Here is a 17,648-nt window from a genome sequence, read left to right on the forward strand (position 1 = left end):
CATGGCCATCCCGCTCGGCGACATTGCGCCGGGTCAGTTCCAGACGCCAGAAGCCGTTCGCGACATGTCCGTCGCGCTGGAGGCGGCGGGCATAGATGCCTGCTACCTGACCGATCATCCTGCGCCCGACGCCGCATGGCTTCATGCCAACGGTCACGATGCTCTCGATCCATTCGCGGCGTTTGCCTTCGTCGCGGCGGCGACGACCCGCCTGCGCATGCATACCAACATCGTCGTGATGCCTTATCGCAATCCGTTCCTCACGGCCAAGTCCGCTGCTACCGTGCAGGTGCTCTCGGGCGGCCGCCTGATCCTCGGGGTCGGCGCGGGATATCAGAAAGGCGAGTTCGAAGCGCTGGGGGTTGATTTCCACCAGCGCGGCAAGCTGTTCGACGAAGCGCTCGAAGTTATTCGCCGAGCCTGGGCCGGTGGGCCCGTCGAATACCAAGGCACAAATTTTCACGCGGCCGGCAACGAACCGCGTCCCGCGCCCGGTCCGCCGCCACCTATCTGGATTGGGGGCGGCAGTGACAAGGCCGTCGGGCGTGCCGCTCGCTGGGGCGACGGCTGGAGCCCTTTCTACGCGGCGCCGACCATGTCGCAGCTCAATCGCGACACAGGTATCCATACGGTCGAGCAATTGGGCGAGAAGATCGCCATGCTCCAGGGGCTGCGCCAGCAAATAGGCAAGACCGGGCGGTTCGACGTCGCCATCGGTCCCAAGGCGCGGCTGAACTACGGACACCCGGGCGGGGCCGACAGGTTCCTTGAGGAATTGCGCGGACTGGCCGACGTCGGCGTGACCTGGGCGATGGTCGAGCCGCCGCATCCGAGCCGCCAGGCCTATATCGAAAACGTCCAGTGGTTCGGCGAGGAAGTCGTCGCCAAGCTGCGCTAGGACAGCGCGGGGAGAGCATTAGTGACCGATCCTTACGGGTACCGCGGCAAGCACGTCGTCGTGACGGGCTGCGCCTCAGGGATCGGCCAGGCTACGGCGCGCCTACTCCGTCAGGCTGGCGCGGACGTGCACGGCATCGATTGGAGGGAGCCCGACTTTGAGCTGTCTCGCTTTTCGCGGGTGGATCTGCGGGACCGATCGGTGATCGACGAGGCCGCGCGCGAAATGGGCCGGCCCGTCGACGCGCTGTTCAATTGCGCGGGCCTTCCGCCGATGAGTCCGTGGGCCGATGTCATGAAGGTAAACTTCATCGGCATGCGTCACCTGAGTGAGGCCATCGCTGAGGCAATGCTTCCCGGAAGCGCCATCGTCACGGTCGGCTCGAATGGCGGCGCCGGATGGCGCCAACGCTTGCCGGAGCTGCGCAATTTCATCGCGACCACATCGTTCGAGGATGCGGCTTACTGGTGCGAAGAGCATGAGGCGCCGCAGAAGGTGGCCTACAACTTCGCCAAAGAAGCAATCGTTGTCTGGACCCTAACCTGGTCCGCACAAACGATCGCACGTGGTATCAGACTCAACTGCACGAGCCCGGGATCCGTTCAGACTCCGATGCTGGCGGCAATAGAGGAGGTCGTGCCAACCGATCTGATCGACGCCGTCGCGCAGCCGATTGGACGGCGCTCAACGGCAGAGGAGCAAGCTTGGCCCCTCCTAATGCTGAATGGCCATCAGGCATCCTACATCAACGGCGTGGACCTCCCGGTCGATGGCGGATTTATCGCTGCTCGAACGATTACGGGTTGATCCCCTTCCGAGCAGATTGTCGCGTGAAATGAATTGGGATTTGAATCGTTTCGGCGAGCATTGACGCCTTCTTCTTAGCCCTGAACAAATGTCCGCTAACAGGGAGCTGATAAGGGCGATCGAACTTCCGCTTTGTCGGCGGGTTCCGCTGCTAGTGGAACTGTAGTCCGCCGCCACCTTTGCCATTGAAATCGAACGTCACGTCAGTGAGCGTTCCCGGAAATGCACTGCCGGCGCGATAGCCCGCCATGACTGGCGATCCCCAGTCCGCTGCGAGGTCGAATGTTTCGGGAATGCCGAAGTAGAAGGGCAGCGCAAAGGTGACCTGTTCCTGCGCGAGTACGGCGTCACCCGATCGGATGGTAACATCGAATGGGGCCACGCCAGACGTATCGGGTTTGCCTCGGATCACCTCCAGCGTGATAATCTGGGCACCGGGAGTGAGTGCTCGAGATGCGCCGACCGAGACGGTTTTTCCGCCAAGATCGGTCATCAGGAACGTCGGCTTGCCGTCCTTCAGATAGAAGCCGATCCCGCCCAGTTGGCCACCCATTGAGAAAATGGGTGCGGTGGCGTCCGGACGGTCCAGGTTGAGCTTTGCCGTCATGGTAAAGCCGCGGGTATTCACTGGCGGGGCAATCATCGAAGCGAGACCGCTCGTCGGCCCGGCATAGTGCCAGCGGCCTCCCCGGCGCGCGAAATCCTGAGCAGCCTTCTGAGAGGATTCCCCGGCCGTGTCGCTCAGATTGTGGATCGGATAGACGTTGTAGCGCTTCGCCTGCTCGTCGAAGGCCCCAGCCATCGCCGCAACACGCTCGGGGTACTTCGCTGCGAGATCGGTCGTCTGGCCGGGGTCTTTCCGCAGGTCATAGAGCTCCCACGGTTCATCGAAAGTCTTTGCCGTCTGCCAATCCCAGGTCTTGTAACGGTGCGTCGTGACGATCTGCCAGCCATCCTGCCACAGGCCCTTGTTGCCGTAGAGCTCCACATACTGCGGGCCTTGGTGGCCGGGCGCCGTGGCCGAAGCGAATGACGCGATAAGGCTCTGCCCCTCCATCGGAACCTGCGGAACGTTGTTGACCATTTCAGCTGGCTTCACGCCAGCCGCCGCGAGCAGTGTCGGCGCGATGTCCGACACGTGGGCGAACTGCCCGCGCACCTCGCCATGTGCCGCAATACCTTTGGGCCAAGCGATCACCAGCGGCACATGCGTTCCGCCCTCATGGGTGGTCTGCTTGTAGTAACGGAACGGCGTATCACCTGCTACCGCCCAGCCGTAGGCGTAGTGCGGATAGGTCCCGGGCCCACCCCAACGATCCAAGAAAGCGCCATTTTCCGCCACTGTCGGCGGGCGGTTCCCGGTCACGGCGGCTTCGTTGAACAGACCGTTTGGCCCGCCCTCGGCGCTGGCGCCGTTGTCGGAGGTGACGACGACGATTGTATTGTCGAGTTCTCCAGCCGCCTCGAGCGTGTCGAGGATCCGCCCGAACTGGAAATCGGCATAGGACAACGAAGCCGCGAACACTTCCATCTGATGGGCGTAAAGCCGCTTTTCCTCGGCGCTCAGGCTGTCCCAGCGCGGCATCGTATCGGGCAGCGGCGCCAGCTTGGTGCCCTTGGGTACAAGCCCCTGGGAGATCTGTCGCTTCAGGATCTGCTCGCGTGCGTTATCCCAGCCTTGGTCGAACTTGCCCTTGTAGCGTGCGATCCAGTCCGCTGGTGCGTGGTGCGGGGCATGTGCGGCGCCGGTCGCCCAGTACATGAAGAAGGGGCGTTGCGGATCGCTCGCCCCGCGCGACTGGATCATCGCGATAGCCTGGTCGGCAAGGTCGGCGCTCAGATGATAGTCCGGCCGCTGCGGATGCGCGATTGGCGTCACGTCCCGAACGAGCTGTGGATCCCAATTGTTGGTATCGGCGGAAAGGAAGCCATAAAACCGGTCGAAGCCCTGGCCTGTCGCCCAGTAGGTGAACGGACCCGCGGTGGAAACGTCCGCGTTGGGCAGGTGGTCCCATTTCCCGAGCGCGTAAGTCGCATAACCCGCGGCGTGCAGATTGGCCGCGATCGTGCCGGCGCCTGCCGGGATGTGCGCGTCGTAGCCGGGAAAATCGCGCGCAGCGGTGGCGTGGCCGCCGATATGAACGGAATGCGGCATTCGCCCGGTCAGTAGCGACGCGCGCGAAGCCGAGCAGATCGGCGCCGTGTGGTAGTTCGAATAGCGCAACCCTATCGCCGCCACGCGATCGATATTGGGAGTTTGCACTAGTCCGCCGAAACATGACACCTGGGCGAAGCCGACATCATCCATCAGCCACAGCAGCACATTCGGCCGCTGCTGCTGCGTTGGGGCGGGGGCAGGCTGAGTGTTCGTCGGCGGCTCAGCCAGAGCGGCACTCGAAGACAGCCCCGAAGACAAAGCGGTTCCGGCGAGCGCAAAAGCCAGAATGGTGCGAGCAAGGGCCATGGGATCTCCCGGTCAGTTTTCTGCGGGGATGATGCATCCGGCGATAGGATCGCCTGCGCCCTCGGCTGCCTGCTCCGCAGCGAAAGGTTCACTCCCTCGTAAAATCTGGCAGAGGCCCCTCAGTGTGTCTAATGCATACAGATGCAGATTTTGATACCTAAATCGAAATGATCGACCTGCGCAGCCTAAGCTACGTCGTTACCCTGGCTCGCCGGCTCAGTTTCGCGCGGGCGGCGGAGGACCTCGGAATTTCGCAGCCGGCACTGACACGTGCAGTACAGGCGGTCGAAAAGCGCTTCGACGTTCGCCTGTTTGATCGCGATCGCTCCGGGGTCAGAGTGACGGCGCAAGGCCAGGCCATGCTGGACGCGGCGGCTGTCCTACTGGCCAATGCCAACGACCTGGAACGGCAGTGGGACCGGACAGCGAAAGGCCAGTCGGGGGACGTCTACTTCGGAATGGCGCCGATGCCGGCACGCGCCCTGCTTTCCGCGACGGTGCTGGAACGCCTGAAGGCGGCGCCGGGCGTCAGGAACATTGCCGTCGTGCGCAATGTCGATGCCCTCTGGCCCTTGCTGGTTGCGGGCGAGATCGAATTCTTCGTCGCGGCGGAAGGCCAGGTGCCAGAAGCCGTGCCGGTGCGTGCCGAAGTGGTTGGCACCTTTCCCAACAGCTTGATTGTGCGGCGCGGCCATCCCCTGCTCACCGGTACGGGCACCGATGCTAGATTTCCGATCCTGACCTCAAGCCGAAGCGGCATGTCCCACGCTGCCGGCCTGGAGGATACCGCCGACGGGGCTCCACACGTCATCGAGGACTTCGGCGCGCTGGTTCAGCTTACCGCATCCAGTGATGCCATCTGGCGGACATCGTCCTACGCCGTCGCTGAGGAAATCACTCGCGGGTTGCTGTGCGAACTGCCGCGATCGAGGGGAAACGCCGCGAAAAACATCCGCATGATGATGTACCGCCTGGAACGCCGGTCTCAATCGGTAGGCGCGAAGTCGCTGGCGCAAATCATGCGGCGACTGACAAGGCAGCTTAGCGGTCAGAAATGGTAGCGGCCTTGCAATGGCTTGAACTTTCTCACCCACGGACGTGAACGCACGTCCGGTTTCAAGGACATCGAAAAGCGATCTGAACGGCAGGAATGTCGGCGGTTTCGGGCTTTAGTGCCCCCGCTATCGAGCCATTGGCGTCCGGCTGCTTTCCGGACAATGTGCTCCATTGGCGCATTGTTTCGAGGACGTTATTGCCAACCGGGAAAAATCCTCAAAAGCGCTCCGGTCATGCCATCAACTGCGAGCGCAACAACGACAAGTCCGAAGAGTTTTTCGGTCACGATCAGTGCTTCGGGACTGACAACGCGCACGATTGTCGTCGCCAGAAAATTTAGCCCAATGATCACGAAAGCATTGGCGATTATCGCGACGACCGCGCCAATATAAACCGGCTCCGGGCCACTGCCCCAAGCGATAACAACAGACAATACGCCTGGTCCCGCATAGATTGGAAAACCCAGCGGAGTAATGCCGACGCTACGAGGGGATGGCGCCGCTATGTTTCTCTGTATGTCGATCCGCGTGTTTGAGGCAGAATGAAAATGCTGGTCTGGCAAATTATCCCCCGTCAGGCTCACCACCGTTGGCGCATTGATCATTTTCCAGCCAATAACCGCGACGACAGCCATGCCGGCTAACCGCAATCCGCTGCTACTCACCCCGAAAAAGATTAGCGCGGCGTTACCTGCGAATAGCGCCACGAATGCGGCAATCATGTAGGTCGCGGTCGCGATCAGGGCAGTTTTGCGGCGGTCCCGGCCAGTCTGACCGTTCGTGGCGCTGACAAACAATGGGATGGCGGCAATCGGCGCAGTGATGCCGAACAGCCCAATAAACATCGTCAGAAACACGCTATCGGTCAAACCGCTCACTTGGCGTCCGCCACAATCACAGTCGGCTCACGGCCGGTAGCGCTGCTGGAACGGAAATCACGCGCAAGATCCTTACCATGGAATACTTTTACGATGATCGTGCTGAAATATGATATTTTTACGAATATGGTCATTTAATTTTATTATATATATTTTATAATGATGGCCAATATATTTTCAATTTTATCAAGATAATAGAAAGCCATACCGGTTGAAAATCTAATTATGTTTGTCATTGCCCGGAATTTACAGGAAACATTATTGGACGTTGCGGGTTTCTCGGCCGAAGGCATTTGTCTTCCAAAGGAAAATCCCATGCTTCGCAGAACCCTCTTCGCACCGCTTCTAGCGGCAAGCGCGATGGCGCTTGCCCTCGCCACGCCCGCACATGCCGGCAAGGCTGACCGCGCTCGCGAGGCCATCGCTGCCGCCGATGCCAAGATCCACACGGCCGAAACAATGGGCGCGGGATCGGAAATGACGCATCAGACGGCAGAGGCAAGAGCCGCCTTGGCTATAGCTAAGGAAAAGCTGGCGGCCGGACAAAAGTCGACTTCTATCGCCGAAGCCATCCGCGCATCCACACTCGCGGACGCCGCGATCGGCGAGATGCAGGGCCGTCAGGAACGGACGATTGCCGCCGAACGGCAGGCGCGAACCGATGGCGTTGCCGCAGCGCAGCAGCAAACGGCCGTGGCACAGCAGCAGAGCGTAGATGCCAACGCCCGTGCGAATGTCGCCCAGCAATCCGCCGCAATATCTGCGAGCGAAGCGGTCGTAGCACGCAATGCGGCGGCAGCGGCGCAAGCGCCAGTCGGACACATGGAAACTACCACTACGACGGTGCAGCCCGCCCGAGGCAGCACTCACGCCACGACGCGAACCTCTGTGACAACAAGTACGATCAAACCCGCCCCGCCTGCGGCCGCGGTGACGACCACGACGACGGTTACCCCGCCGACGCGATAAGACGCGGTCGATCATAACGTAGGCCAAGCCTTGGCCCGGCTATCCACGCAGGAGGCCGGGCCAGTCTCCCTCGAATGGGGGATGCTGGGACAGTCCTGCGTCAGACTTGTCGCCGACGCGAAACTGAGCGCGTCCACCCAGAATTTGAGGAGCAAGGCCATGGGCCAGGATATAATGATCGCATTCCTACTCGTGTTCGCCGCAGGATTTAGCACGCTGGCGGCCTACGCCCTTCGAAGCACCATGCGCGATCGATCCAAGCGGAACGCTGCCGCTGCGGCTGTCCGATAATCAGAGTCTGCATCGGAGGGCGTGCCGACGCGGAATGCCAAGGGGCTCATCTTTCCTCCGACCAGCATAGCGACTGCATCTGGCCTAAGGTCGCGCCGATCATCCGCTTCATTCGCGATGCTAAGTCGGTGCTTGTTATGTGACGATAAGCTGCGGGCCGAAGCGGACTGCGCCCTGACCCATCTGTGCTCGCGATGAACTCTCTCACCGCGCCTCTTCCTTTCTCGCACAACCGAAGACTTCGACCATTGCCGATCGCCGCAACCGATCGCTGGAGAAACGTATGACCGACACATTGTCGCCCGATATGCTTGCTCGCATGGATGCGTACTGGCGCGCCGCAAACTATTTATCGGTCGGCCAGATTTACTTGCGGGATAACCCGCTGCTGGAGGAGCCGCTTCGGCTTGAACACATCAAGCCGCGTCTCCTCGGCCATTGGGGCACAACAACAGGTCTAAATTTTCTCTACGTCCACCTCAACCGCCTGATCGCGCAGAACGATCTCAACATGATCTATGTTATCGGGCCCGGACACGGTGGACCGGGGCTGGTGGCGCATACATATCTGGAAGGGTCGTACACCGAGCTATTTCCCGCGATTGAACGCGATCGCAGCGGAATGCGGCGCCTGTTTCGCCAATTTTCCTGGCCAGGTGGCGTACCTAGCCATGTGGCCCCAGAGACGCCGGGCTCCATTCACGAGGGCGGCGAGCTTGGGTATTCACTTGTCCATGCATATGGAGCAGCGCTCGACAATCCCGACCTGATCGTCGCTTGCGTCGTTGGTGACGGTGAGGCGGAGACTGGGCCGCTTGCCGCAAGCTGGCATTCGAACAAATTCGTGAATCCTGCGCGTGACGGCGCGGTGCTACCTATCCTGCATTTGAATGGCTTCAAGATCGCCAACCCAACGATCTTGGCGCGGATCAGCCGCGATGAGCTGACAGATCTACTGCGCGGATATGGCCACGAACCCTTCTTCGTAGAAGGGGATGATCCGGCCCAGGTCCACCGGCAACTTGCCGCAACGCTAGACACCGCATTGGAACGCATACAGGTCATCCAAGCCAAAGCACGTGCGAGCGATGCGCCGGTAGGCGGAGACGCGCGCCCACGTTGGCCAATGATCGTATTTCGCACTCCCAAAGGTTGGACCGGTCCCAAGGAGGTGGATGGCAAACGGGTCGAAGGGACCTGGCGAGCGCATCAGGTGCCGATCGCCAATTTCGATAAGCCCGGACACCTTGCCCAACTCGAAGCCTGGATGCGCAGCTACCGGCCAGAGGAATTGTTCGACGCCAATGGTAAGCTGATTGAGGAACTGGCCGCGCTTGCACCCACAGGCCGTCGGCGTATGGGATCTAATCCCCATGCCAATGGCGGCCTTCTGCTCGAGCCACTAGGTCTTCCCCATTTTCGCGATCATGCGATCACTGTCACTTCGCCCGGCAGTGTCCGCGGTGAAGCCACTCGTATACTTGGCCGCTACATCCGTGACGTCATGCGCCTGAGCCTTCCCGCCGCCAATTTCCGTCTATTCGGGCCCGATGAGACGGCGTCAAACCGGCTCGAGGCATCCTACGAGGTGACCGGCAAGGCGTGGATGGCCGAGATCGAAGACGTCGATGAAAATCTCAGTCCATCCGGCCGGGTAATGGAAGTGCTGAGCGAGCACCTCTGCCAAGGTTGGTTGGAGGGCTACCTGCTGACCGGCCGTCACGGCTTCTTCTCATGCTACGAAGCCTTCATTCACATCGTAGATCCGATGGTCAACCAGCATGCCAAATGGCTCAAGGTGAGCGCCAAAATCCCTTGGCGCAGGCCGATTGCCTCGCTCAACTACCTGCTGACCTCGCATGTCTGGCGCCAGGACCACAACGGTCTGTCGCACCAGGATCCAGGCTTCATCGATCATATCGCAAACAAGAAAGCAGACGTCGCGCGCATTTACCTACCGCCGGACGCCAATTGCCTGTTGTCGGTTGCAGATCACTGCCTGCGCAGCCGGGGCTACATCAACCTCATTGTCGCTGGCAAAGAGCCTGAATGGCAATGGCTGACGATGGATGAGGCAATCGTCCATTGCACGGTCGGAGCCGGCATTTGGGGGTGGGCGAGCGACGACGGCGAACCTGACGTCGTAATGGCCTGTGCGGGCGACGTGCCAACGCTAGAGGCGCTAGCCGCAACAACATTGCTGCGAGCCTATGTGCCGGATATCCGCATCCGTCTTGTCAATGTAGTCGATCTTATGGTGCTCCAGCCCCAATCCGAGCATCCGCACGGCCTGTCCGATGAGGATTTCGAGGAGCTCTTCACCGCCGAGAAACCGGTGATCTTCGCGTTTCACGGCTATCCGGCGATGATACACAAGCTCACCTATCGGCGCCCAAATCACGGCAACATCCACGTCCGGGGCTACAAGGAGGAAGGCACAACCACGACACCGTTCGACATGGTGGTGCTCAACAATCTCGACCGGTACCAGCTTACGCTTGACGCCATATCGCGCATTCCGCGCCTGCACGACCGCGTGCCAGCGGAAACGCAGCGCTACTGGGCAACTATGGAACGGCATAAGCTCCATGTCGCGGAGCACGGCGAGGACATGCCGGAGATCCGTGACTGGCGCTGGGCACGATGATCGTACTCACGCTGAACGGCGGGTCTTCGTCGCTAAAGTTCGGCCTTTATCGTGTCAGCGGATCGCGGCTTGACCCGATAATGATCGGCGAGGCCGACAAAGACGGCGTGCGCACAAGGAATAAGAGAGGTGAGCCGATGCGGGCAATGTACGTTGATGGAACACCCGAGACCTCGATTCCGGCAATCGCCGGGCTAATTTCTGACGAGGCTTTGCCGGCGCCCCAAGCGATCGGCCACCGGATTGTTCATGGCGGACCCAACTTGCGCTCGCATTGCCGCATTGATGACGCGGTGCTTCGTGAGCTGGAACAGATCCGTTCGCTATCACCGCTTCACGCGCCCGCAGCGCTCACGATCATCGCACTCGCACAAGCGGAGTGGCCGAACGTCCCGAACGTCGCCTGCTTCGATACGGTGTTCCACGCGGCGATGCCCGAAGTGGCCTGCACGTTGCCGATTCCGCGTGCGTGGAAGGAGCAGGGAATTAGGCGATACGGCTTTCACGGGCTGTCGTGCGAATCTATCGTGCGCCAACTCGGACCAAATCTGCGCCCCCGAACAATAATTGCCCATCTCGGAAGCGGCGCAAGCGTGACTGCCGTTCTGGAAGGTCTTTCGATTGACACCAGCATGGGACTCACCCCTTCGGGCGGGATTATCATGGGCACGCGAACGGGCGATATCGATCCTGGGACGCTGATCTATCTTGCGCGTGAAAAAGGCTACGATCTTGCCGCTCTGGAGCAGCATATTGAGAATCGCTCTGGCCTGCTTGGGATATCGGCTCTGAGCAGTGATATGCGCGTGCTCGAAGGCGCAAAAGGCAACGCTTCGGCGCAGCTTGCGGTCGAGATGTTTTGCCTTTCCGCCGCGAAGCAGGTTGCAGCAATGAGTGTCGCCCTGGGCGGAATAGACGACATCATTTTTACCGGGGGCATAGGAGAGAACGATTTCGCTGTGCGTGCGGCGATTTGCGGCCACCTATCCTGGGCCGGCGTCCACATCGATGTCGCGGCCAACCAAGGATCGAGACAACGTTTAGATGATGAAGAATCACCCGTGCGCGTGCATCGCTTTTCTTCCAAAGAGAATGAGGAGATCGCGCGGCACGTCGGCGAATTAGCCTGACGAGCGAACTGATATCACATTGAAAGAATGGCTAAGCGAGGAAAGTGACCGCCTTCAGTACCCTGATGCAAGGAAACCCGAAATCTCAGCAATCTGGTACATCGCTCTCCGCTTCCATTTAGGCGTATGACAGGTGCGACTCCGACAGTATGTAAGCATATCCATCATTTGAGCGTCGGCTCAGCGGATCGCCGAGCAAGCATGCCCGCCAGCACGGACTGAACGTACTCGGCCTGGAACGGCTTGGTGATGGAGAGCGCAGCTTGAAGTTGGGGATGGGACTCATCGGCGCCAATGCCCGTGGTGATGGCATAAGGTATATTTCGGCTATGAAGTTCATGGGCAATCTCATCACAATAGATGCCGGCGACAATCATGTCGAGGATCGCAGCATCGATTTTCCTGGTGCGGAGCAGTGACAACGCGCCGCTGATATCGGTCGCCGGCCCAACAATCGTACCATCCGCTGCGCTGACGGCGGCCTCTAGAAGTGCTGAGATCGCCGGTTCATCTTCTACGATTAATATCTTCGCGCCGATGAGTGATCCACATGGCTTCATTTAAATCTGTCCCCGAAATATGCTCGGCCAATTCGGCAGTCACCCCCCAAAAACAATTTGAATAACTGCCGCCACCACCACTCGGGGGAGGGATCGCAACGAGAGGTCACGCTAGCGGTGACGGCAATCCCATCTCAAGCGCGCAGGAGAGCGAAAGGTTGCTCAGCTGATTGTACCTCGATCAGTCATTGATCGCTCCGCATAGAATTAGAGCGGTCAAGCTGAACCGCAGACCTGCCCGGGCTTTCAGGAGATAAATGGACTGCGGCTTTCGCGAAGAAATAATCGCCGGCGGGCGGTCTGTTTTTCGGCGGATTTTCACCTCTTTAATCGCGCTCTCATCCCGAGCTCGGTCATGGGTAACCGCACCGCTATGGATGCAATTGTCCGGGTGTTTCCCGCAACCTTGCCGGCTCAGCGACGTATGCATATTGGCTGCCGCCGCTTTATCGAGAGCCCCCGCTAGCGCCTAGCGGCGGCAGTTCACACGATGAACCCCGCTTCTTCGAGCCCCATCACGAGGACGGCTTGAATGAGGACCTCATCCTCAACGTATAGCAGGACGGGCGCCGACTGATCGCTGGACATGCGAGTTGCGTTCCGAGAAATAACGGCGCCTAAAATGAAACGCGTTGTGCAACAACGCTCTAAGCCAGCAATGGTTCCGGCGCACCGTGGATGACGGATACGAGCGTCCCGGGATTGGCATTCTCCATCTTGACGCTTGCCTGGAGCTGCTTCGCAAGCGCCTCGACTATACCCGTGCCGAGGCCAAGCAAGGGCTTATCCGGCCTTCCGACGCCATCGTCGCTGACTGTCAAAGTCCATGCCAATCCATCGGATGAGTAATTGACGGCGATGTTCCCGCTCTTCACCTCCTCCGGGAACGCGTGTTTAAGCGAATTGATAATCAGCTCGGTTACGATCAGACCAAGGCTTACGGACTCCTCGGCTTTGGCAACCGTGTCGGACACCGTTGCCACGATCCTGATGCGAGCAGGATCGGCAATCATGGACGCGCCGATCGTGCGGCACAGGTCGGTGAAGTACGGTCGGAGGGCGACGTCGCCTGTCGCCGTCTCGGCGAGTTGCTTTTGCAGCATCGCGATCGAGAGAACGCGATGATGAGCATCGTTCAGATGGATGCGGGCTTCGTCCGACTGGACCTTGCGCGCGCTTTGCATCAACACGCTGGCGATGATCTGAAGGCTGTTGGCGACGCGGTGCTGAAGCTCCTTTAAAAGGACCTGGTTATCTCGCACGAGAGCGTCCTTGTGCCGCTCGGCCGCGCGGACTGCAGTAACATCAGACACGGCCAGGACCAGGCAAACTTCGTCGGTCTCGCCATAGTCCAGTCGCTGTACGTTCAGAATCAGGTGCTGAACGTTGGCGCCCCGGACTAGCTCGAGTTCGTAGGCGTCGATTGCTGCGTCGCCAGAGAGGGTCGCGTCCAGTAGTGAGCGCAGCCGGGTGAGATTCCACTCACCCCCGCCGAGGGCAAACAGCTCGGTTCCCATCACTGCATCGGGATCGAGCCCAAACGCACGGCAAAATGTTGCACTCGCCGCACTCACCACAAATGCGGCATCAAGCAGAACCAGTGGGGTGCTGGAGCACAGCACAAGGGCTAATCCCAGGTTATTCGGACTCGCTGGTCTGTTGGGCGTAAAAAATTCCATGGCCGAAGCCTTCGGGAACCAGAGGCTCGCGGTGCGAAAGCCATACCTGGTGATTTCATCGACGAAACCAGCGCGCTGGAGGTCGATGTCGAGCGTGGATTTTTATAACACACCTCACTTAAGGGGATGCATCAATTCGGGAGCCGCGCGTGTCCTGCGATCAGGTAAGCGGATGACCGGCCGCTTGGGAAGGTTAGGAGCCTTCTCCATAAGCCAACGGGGCGGGAAAAACCGAATTCGCCCCTCCCTTTCCGCCGAAAAATTTGAAGAGCCCGGAGGGACACGCCTCCGGGCTCTTCTTGTTACAGCCGGTTAGATCGATGATCAGTAGCGGTCATGGAGTACCTGAATGACTCGCCCGCTGCGAACATTCACGAGGACCAGATCGTCACCATAGCGGACCCAGCGCTGGAAGCGACCAGGCTGATGCAGGCCACGGTGCGAGTAGTCGGTAACGAAATACCTGCTGGCGTAAAACGACGGACGAAGTTGGTAACCGACGCCGATCCTGTTGTAGCTCCAGTTGCGGTACGGGGCGGCATACCGGACGCGGTTTCTATCGGCGCGATCCTCTCGCGATCCCTGCCGGGCGTCGCGCAATCGTGGCGCTCGTCCCGGACATCTCCGCGCACGCCGATGCGGCGCGCGTCATGAAGGTCCTGACGTTGCTCCTGCACGTCGCGGCGGTCACGGCGAACGTCCTCGCGCGATTGCGCAGAGACAACCGTCGGCATAGTCGCAGCGGCGATCAGGCCGTATAGGATAAGCTTGCGCATAAATGCTCCAGTCAGTTGGGTCGGGTGCGACCGACCGAGGGCGGTGCAGCGTAACTACGCCGAGAATGATATTCCCCAGGCATTGAAGACGATGAATGCGCGAGCTACCTCAGTCTGATCCCTAGACCGGATCCCGCTGAAGTCACCGAGCGATAAGGAATGACGCTGAGTCCAGAAGACAGAGCCTACTACACTCACCGCCGAGACGAGTGGCTTGAGCGTGCCAAGAAAGCGCGAGATCGGCGGACTGTCAAAGAGTGCAAGTATATGGCCCAGCGGTACGACCGGCTCGCGAATCTCGGTTTGAATGCCGATGACGCTGAGCAACCTTAGCTGGGATGAAGCCAGACGAATTGTGACCGAAGATCAGCCTCGAACGGGCGCTTATGTCGGCGAAGGCAGCCTAAGCGGCAGAATCGGTGCCTTGGCCGAGATGCTCAAGCACTGTTGTTATGGTCTCCGCTGCGCCGTGACGGGTTGGCTCCGACATCGCCCTTCCCATCTGTATCGGGGCCCGGCTCGAGGCGCTCCCGGTCGAGATCCTCGTCCAGTGTATCGTTGCGGCCGCCTTGTCTGTCATTCGCCGCGGCGGCATCGGCAACGCTGGCCGGATTGTTGTCCTGAACACCAGCGGGAGGTTTCCCGTCCCGGTTGGTCCAACGCCCGTCGGAAGTACTGGCAGTGCCAATGACATTGCGCGAATCCCGGGGTTCATATTCGCCGCCGTGACCTTTCTTCTGGCGGTTGCCGGTAAAGTGCCCGTCAGGCGTATCAGCGGTGCCCGTCACATTCCGCGAGTCCTTGGGCTCGTATTCGCTGTCGCCGCCCATTGTCGTTCTCCTTGAGATTTGAGCCGTATGCGCGACCCTCCCTATTTCAACCGCTGGGCATCGGAGCAGTTCCGCAAACCGCCGCATAGTCCGCCAGCCCGCCATCGGAACCAGGAAAGATGTCCGTGGTTTTCAAAACAATAATCAAGAAATGGTCTGCGCCATGGGCACATCCAGTCATGAGGAATTTGCAGTCGCACGGACCGGCGAGGAGCTGCCCGATCAGATGGCCAACCTTTCGGCGCAAGCGCTGGAAGTGCTCAAAAACTTGAGACGGCACAAGCTCTCGGTCGCGACCGCGGAGAGCTGTACCGGAGGTCTCCTCGCATCGCTGCTCACCGATAAGGACGGTCTCGGCCGTTGGTTTGACAGGGGATTTGTGACCTACACCGATGAAGCCAAGAGTGACATGCTCGGTGTCGATCTCGTCGAGATCGTCCGTCACGGTGCTGTAAGCCGCGAGATCGCCTCGGCCATGGTGCAGGGCGCTCTTGAACATTCCAAGGCCGATATTGCTATAGCAATCACCGGCTATGCCGGCCCCGCCGGGCCGGGCGACGAGGTCGGTTTGGTTCACCTCGCCAGCGCTCGCCGCAACGGCCGGCTTATTCAGCGCGTCTGCCGCTTCGGTTCTTTGGGCCGCGAACGTATTCGATATCTCGCGGCCGCGCGCGCGCTTGAAATGATCGTAGAAGCGCTCGAGATGGAAGCGCCATGAGGCTCGTTTCCGATCTCAAGGGAGCAGGCTATCTGATCTCGACCGCCAGCGTCCTTCTCTTGGGGATCGTCACCTGGCAATCGGCATCCGAGCGTCCGCTGCTGCTCATCTGCCTGATCCTTGGCATGCTGCTTTCGGTCCTCGGGATGATGCTAAGGTGGCGATCTCACCGGCTGGAGCAGAAGGAAAGAGATCGAGAGCGATGACATGGCGGCGGTGATTTTGGGCTGTGAAATCGCTCGCCACTCTTCCAGCGGCACACGAGTGTCTCCGTAAACCAATTGCGTCATTGGTGCGCACACGGACCGGCGCATTGGCACAACGATACGTGTCGCGCCACCCAGCGCGATACCCATCGGCCCTGTGATCCCATAGCGCGCTAAATCGGGGATCGTCAGCCTTGGGCGTGTTTGCGCCGTGTTACCCAGCCCTTGCGGGCGGCCGCCGAACGCTGCTCGAACGAACCCGACTTGTTTGCCTTGCCGCCGCGCGAGGATGAGACGTGGGTATCCTTCTTGCCGCGGCCCGAGCCCGACTTGTTACCCCCGCCGCTTTCCTTGTTCACCGTTGCCCAGGCGCGGCTTTCAGCTTCCTTCTTGGGAACGCCGCGATCCTCGTAGCCTTCCTCGATATGCTGTGCCTTGCGCTTCTGCTTGTCGGTGTAGCTGCCTTTGTCACCTCTCGGCATCACGGGTCTCCTCTTAGGCCACTCCCCACGCTCGCTCAACGACGACAACCGCTATTTGCTTCCACGCTTTGCCGCAAAATAGCGCTCGCTGGCGGCCATTATCCGCGAGGCATCGGCAGACCTAGCTGACCTGCAACGATCCCTTGGAGAAAGCTCGGATCGAATGGTTTGATGATCACAGGGCAGCCAAAACGGCCGTCGATTTCACCCGCATCGTAGCCGGTTGTGAAAAGGAACGGCGCGCCTCTACGTCTCAAGTCCTCGGCGATCGGGTAGGACGTCTCACCCTCGATATTGATGTCGAGGATCGCGAAGTCGATCTCTTTAGCTTCGAGGAGTTGGCGCGCGCGATCGAGGCTGCAGGCGGGGCCCACTACCTCGGCTCCCAGTTCCTCGACTAGCTCTTCGAGCATGGCGGCGATGAGTGGCTCGTCTTCCAGAATGAAAACGGACCGTCTGGACGGCATGTTTGGGGCTCCTCAATTCCGGTCATGTCGTGTGAGTAAAAATCACATATCTCGAGTTTCGTTCCGACGAAACCTGACTTGTTCGCGGCTTCGACCAGATTGATGCCACCCAATCAGAGCCGTCCTCGGCGATTTTCCATCCCGTGGTCGGCAGTGGTTTTCAAAATTCTTCCGTGACCGAGCGTAGGCGGAACCCCTCCAAAATCCTGACGTTATCAATGGCGAAAAGCCAGATAGTCGGGGTTGGGAAGAGTGAACCTGCAACAGATAGCTTTTTGCGAGCGCCGGATTGCGGAGGAAGAAATGCTGAGCCGCAACGCAAGCACGCGCGATGACGCGGCGACTCATGCCCAGCTGGCGCTGTTTTATAAAGCGCAACTAAGCTTACTGCTGCGCATGCGGCCGGCCGAGCTGGCCGAATAATCGTGCCTTGAGATTAGCTAGGACGACATGATCTCGGTTCGTCAGCCGAGGTCACCCGAATCTATTGATTAACGGGAAACGAGGATGACCGAAGAAATTATCCATCGCGTTCAGATCCCTTGGCAGGGTGCACGAACAGCGCTCGACTTGCTTCAGCAGACCGCACGCGGCGCTTACCGGCCCCACCCGATAGGAAATCGCGCAGTCATTGACTGCAGCGAGCCATCAGATGCCGAAGATCTGGTCAAAGCAATTCAGGGGGCCCGAATAATCCGTGTGGAATGACGATAAACCAACAGCCCGAGACAGTTCGACCTTCCAGAAGAGTGTGATCGCGGCACAACGTATCGGACGAGAACAGGCCTGTG

The 17,648-nt window shown here is 59.8% G+C and carries 18 protein-coding genes; 10 read left to right on the forward strand and 8 right to left on the reverse strand.

The genetic code is table 11. The features are described from left to right. The first annotated feature begins 1 nt into the window (after position 1). Together KRR38_RS22645 and KRR38_RS22650 are read left to right on the forward strand one after the other, a co-directional pair. A complete protein-coding gene (locus tag KRR38_RS22645; protein WP_217405754.1) occupies positions 2-898 on the forward strand; it encodes a TIGR03619 family F420-dependent LLM class oxidoreductase in 897 nt (298 codons plus the stop codon). Positions 899-919: 21 nt separating this feature from the next. Next, on the forward strand, positions 920-1,705 hold the full coding sequence (locus tag KRR38_RS22650) for a coniferyl-alcohol dehydrogenase (protein ID WP_217405755.1): 786 nt from the start codon (positions 920-922) through the stop codon (positions 1,703-1,705). Between the two features lie 151 nt (positions 1,706-1,856). On the opposite strand, the gene KRR38_RS22655 is transcribed toward KRR38_RS22650, so the two are convergent. Next, entirely contained in the window at positions 1,857-4,169 is a 2,313-nt protein-coding gene (locus KRR38_RS22655) for an arylsulfatase (protein ID WP_217405756.1), read from the reverse strand. Positions 4,170-4,336: 167 nt separating this feature from the next. On the opposite strand from KRR38_RS22655, the gene KRR38_RS22660 reads away from it, so the two are divergent. Beyond that, positions 4,337-5,230: a LysR family transcriptional regulator gene (locus KRR38_RS22660; RefSeq protein ID WP_217405757.1), complete on the forward strand. Its 894-nt coding sequence runs from the start codon at positions 4,337-4,339 to the stop codon at positions 5,228-5,230. Between the two features lie 188 nt (positions 5,231-5,418). Here KRR38_RS22660 and KRR38_RS22665 read toward each other — a convergent pair whose 3' ends face one another. Continuing rightward, a complete protein-coding gene (locus KRR38_RS22665) occupies positions 5,419-6,102 on the reverse strand; it encodes a MarC family protein (protein ID WP_309141118.1) in 684 nt (227 codons plus the stop codon). Between the two features lie 315 nt (positions 6,103-6,417). Here KRR38_RS22665 and KRR38_RS22670 point away from each other — a divergent pair, with 315 nt between their 5' ends. The 3 genes from KRR38_RS22670 to KRR38_RS22680 all read left to right on the forward strand — a co-directional run bounded on the left by KRR38_RS22670 (position 6,418) and on the right by KRR38_RS22680 (position 11,139). Next, a complete protein-coding gene (locus tag KRR38_RS22670) occupies positions 6,418-7,071 on the forward strand; it encodes a hypothetical protein (protein ID WP_217405758.1) in 654 nt (217 codons plus the stop codon). A 574-nt stretch (positions 7,072-7,645) separates the two neighbouring features. Beyond that, positions 7,646-10,009, forward strand: coding sequence for a phosphoketolase (locus tag KRR38_RS22675; protein ID WP_217405759.1), 2,364 nt, complete (start codon positions 7,646-7,648; stop codon positions 10,007-10,009). Next, positions 10,006-11,139, forward strand: a complete 1,134-nt coding sequence (locus KRR38_RS22680) for an acetate/propionate family kinase (RefSeq protein ID WP_217405760.1) — start codon at positions 10,006-10,008, stop codon at positions 11,137-11,139. The genes KRR38_RS22675 and KRR38_RS22680 overlap by 4 nt, the downstream gene beginning before the upstream one ends. 164 nt (positions 11,140-11,303) lie before the next feature. Here KRR38_RS22680 and KRR38_RS22685 read toward each other — a convergent pair whose 3' ends face one another. The 4 genes from KRR38_RS22685 to KRR38_RS22700 all read right to left on the reverse strand — a co-directional run bounded on the left by KRR38_RS22685 (position 11,304) and on the right by KRR38_RS22700 (position 14,984). Next, on the reverse strand, positions 11,304-11,699 hold the full coding sequence (locus KRR38_RS22685; protein WP_217405761.1) for a response regulator: 396 nt from the start codon (positions 11,697-11,699) through the stop codon (positions 11,304-11,306). Positions 11,700-12,346: 647 nt separating this feature from the next. Beyond that, positions 12,347-13,378 carry a sensor histidine kinase gene (locus KRR38_RS22690; protein WP_217405762.1) on the reverse strand — a complete coding sequence of 344 codons (1,032 nt, stop codon included), beginning with the start codon at positions 13,376-13,378 and terminating at the stop codon, positions 12,347-12,349. 324 nt (positions 13,379-13,702) lie between these two features. Next, entirely contained in the window at positions 13,703-13,978 is a 276-nt protein-coding gene (locus tag KRR38_RS36355) for an RcnB family protein (RefSeq protein WP_254514935.1), read from the reverse strand. A gap of 613 nt (positions 13,979-14,591) precedes the next feature. After that, entirely contained in the window at positions 14,592-14,984 is a 393-nt protein-coding gene (locus tag KRR38_RS22700) for a hypothetical protein (RefSeq protein ID WP_217405763.1), read from the reverse strand. A 163-nt stretch (positions 14,985-15,147) separates the two neighbouring features. Here KRR38_RS22700 and KRR38_RS22705 point away from each other — a divergent pair, with 163 nt between their 5' ends. Both KRR38_RS22705 and KRR38_RS22710 read left to right on the forward strand, forming a co-directional pair. Further along, complete coding sequence (locus tag KRR38_RS22705; RefSeq protein ID WP_254514936.1) at positions 15,148-15,702, forward strand: CinA family protein; 555 nt, start codon at positions 15,148-15,150, stop codon at positions 15,700-15,702. Then, entirely contained in the window at positions 15,699-15,908 is a 210-nt protein-coding gene (locus tag KRR38_RS22710; RefSeq protein ID WP_217405764.1) for a hypothetical protein, read from the forward strand. The genes KRR38_RS22705 and KRR38_RS22710 overlap by 4 nt, the downstream gene beginning before the upstream one ends. 188 nt (positions 15,909-16,096) lie before the next feature. Here KRR38_RS22710 and KRR38_RS22715 read toward each other — a convergent pair whose 3' ends face one another. Next, on the reverse strand, positions 16,097-16,390 hold the full coding sequence (locus KRR38_RS22715) for a plasmid stabilization protein (protein WP_217405765.1): 294 nt from the start codon (positions 16,388-16,390) through the stop codon (positions 16,097-16,099). 98 nt (positions 16,391-16,488) lie between these two features. Beyond that, the gene (locus KRR38_RS22720) at positions 16,489-16,857 is read right to left on the reverse strand and encodes a response regulator (RefSeq protein WP_217405766.1); all 369 of its coding nucleotides are present in this window, start codon (positions 16,855-16,857) and stop codon (positions 16,489-16,491) included. A 252-nt stretch (positions 16,858-17,109) separates the two neighbouring features. Between KRR38_RS22720 and KRR38_RS22725 the strand changes: the two genes are divergently transcribed. Together KRR38_RS22725 and KRR38_RS22730 are read left to right on the forward strand one after the other, a co-directional pair. Further along, on the forward strand, positions 17,110-17,280 hold the full coding sequence (locus tag KRR38_RS22725; protein WP_217405767.1) for a hypothetical protein: 171 nt from the start codon (positions 17,110-17,112) through the stop codon (positions 17,278-17,280). Positions 17,281-17,364: 84 nt separating this feature from the next. Then, positions 17,365-17,565 (forward strand): hypothetical protein, encoded by a 201-nt coding sequence (locus KRR38_RS22730; protein WP_217405768.1) that lies wholly within the window; start codon positions 17,365-17,367, stop codon positions 17,563-17,565. Positions 17,566-17,648: the final 83 nt, after the last annotated feature.

The organism is Novosphingobium sp. G106 (assembly GCF_019075875.1).
In the GTDB taxonomy this organism is placed as follows: domain Bacteria; phylum Pseudomonadota; class Alphaproteobacteria; order Sphingomonadales; family Sphingomonadaceae; genus Novosphingobium.

Bases quoted from the DNA above. Each gene is read 5' to 3' on its own strand.
- KRR38_RS22645 (WP_217405754.1), top strand. From the start codon at position 2: ATGGCCATCCCGCTCGGCGACATTGCGCCGGGTCAGTTCCAGACGCCA.
- KRR38_RS22655 (WP_217405756.1), bottom strand. From the start codon at position 4,169: ATGGCCCTTGCTCGCACCATTCTGGCTTTTGCGCTCGCCGGAACCGCT.
- KRR38_RS22660 (WP_217405757.1), top strand. From the start codon at position 4,337: ATGATCGACCTGCGCAGCCTAAGCTACGTCGTTACCCTGGCTCGCCGG.
- KRR38_RS22670 (WP_217405758.1), top strand. From the start codon at position 6,418: ATGCTTCGCAGAACCCTCTTCGCACCGCTTCTAGCGGCAAGCGCGATG.
- KRR38_RS22675 (WP_217405759.1), top strand. From the start codon at position 7,646: ATGACCGACACATTGTCGCCCGATATGCTTGCTCGCATGGATGCGTAC.
- KRR38_RS22680 (WP_217405760.1), top strand. From the start codon at position 10,006: ATGATCGTACTCACGCTGAACGGCGGGTCTTCGTCGCTAAAGTTCGGC.
- KRR38_RS22685 (WP_217405761.1), bottom strand. From the start codon at position 11,699: ATGAAGCCATGTGGATCACTCATCGGCGCGAAGATATTAATCGTAGAA.
- KRR38_RS22690 (WP_217405762.1), bottom strand. From the start codon at position 13,378: ATGGAATTTTTTACGCCCAACAGACCAGCGAGTCCGAATAACCTGGGA.
- KRR38_RS22700 (WP_217405763.1), bottom strand. From the start codon at position 14,984: ATGGGCGGCGACAGCGAATACGAGCCCAAGGACTCGCGGAATGTGACG.
- KRR38_RS22705 (WP_254514936.1), top strand. From the start codon at position 15,148: ATGGGCACATCCAGTCATGAGGAATTTGCAGTCGCACGGACCGGCGAG.
- KRR38_RS22710 (WP_217405764.1), top strand. From the start codon at position 15,699: ATGAGGCTCGTTTCCGATCTCAAGGGAGCAGGCTATCTGATCTCGACC.
- KRR38_RS22715 (WP_217405765.1), bottom strand. From the start codon at position 16,390: ATGCCGAGAGGTGACAAAGGCAGCTACACCGACAAGCAGAAGCGCAAG.
- KRR38_RS22720 (WP_217405766.1), bottom strand. From the start codon at position 16,857: ATGCCGTCCAGACGGTCCGTTTTCATTCTGGAAGACGAGCCACTCATC.
- KRR38_RS22730 (WP_217405768.1), top strand. From the start codon at position 17,365: ATGACCGAAGAAATTATCCATCGCGTTCAGATCCCTTGGCAGGGTGCA.